The 255-nt window shown below is 60.0% G+C and carries 1 protein-coding gene; it reads left to right on the top strand.

The features are described from left to right. Window positions 1-255 (top strand): transporter substrate-binding domain-containing protein (locus tag BK665_RS33340; RefSeq protein ID WP_148053282.1); only part of this gene is annotated, 255 nt, incomplete at both ends.

Genomic DNA, 255 nt, shown 5'->3' with positions numbered 1-255 from the left:
CGCTGACGTTTGTCGATGCCCAAGGTCGGTTCAGCGGGTTGACGGCGCAGTTGTTGAACTTGATCAGCCAGCGCAGCGGCTTGAACTTCAAGGTGCAACGCAGTCGTTCACTGGATCAACAGATCCAGCAACTCAAGGCCGGCGAAATTGACCTGGTGCCGGCGATCATTCCCAGCACCGAGCGTGAGGCCGATTTGCGCTTCACCCGCGCTTACCTGAGCAATCCCTTCGTGTTGGTCAGCGCCGCCACCGCGC

It is taken from the genome of Pseudomonas frederiksbergensis, assembly GCF_003732665.1.
Classification (GTDB): Bacteria; Pseudomonadota; Gammaproteobacteria; order Pseudomonadales; family Pseudomonadaceae; genus Aquipseudomonas; species Aquipseudomonas frederiksbergensis_G.
Note: the sequence above shows the minus strand (reverse complement) of the source record. Positions and strands in the feature narration are given on the sequence as shown.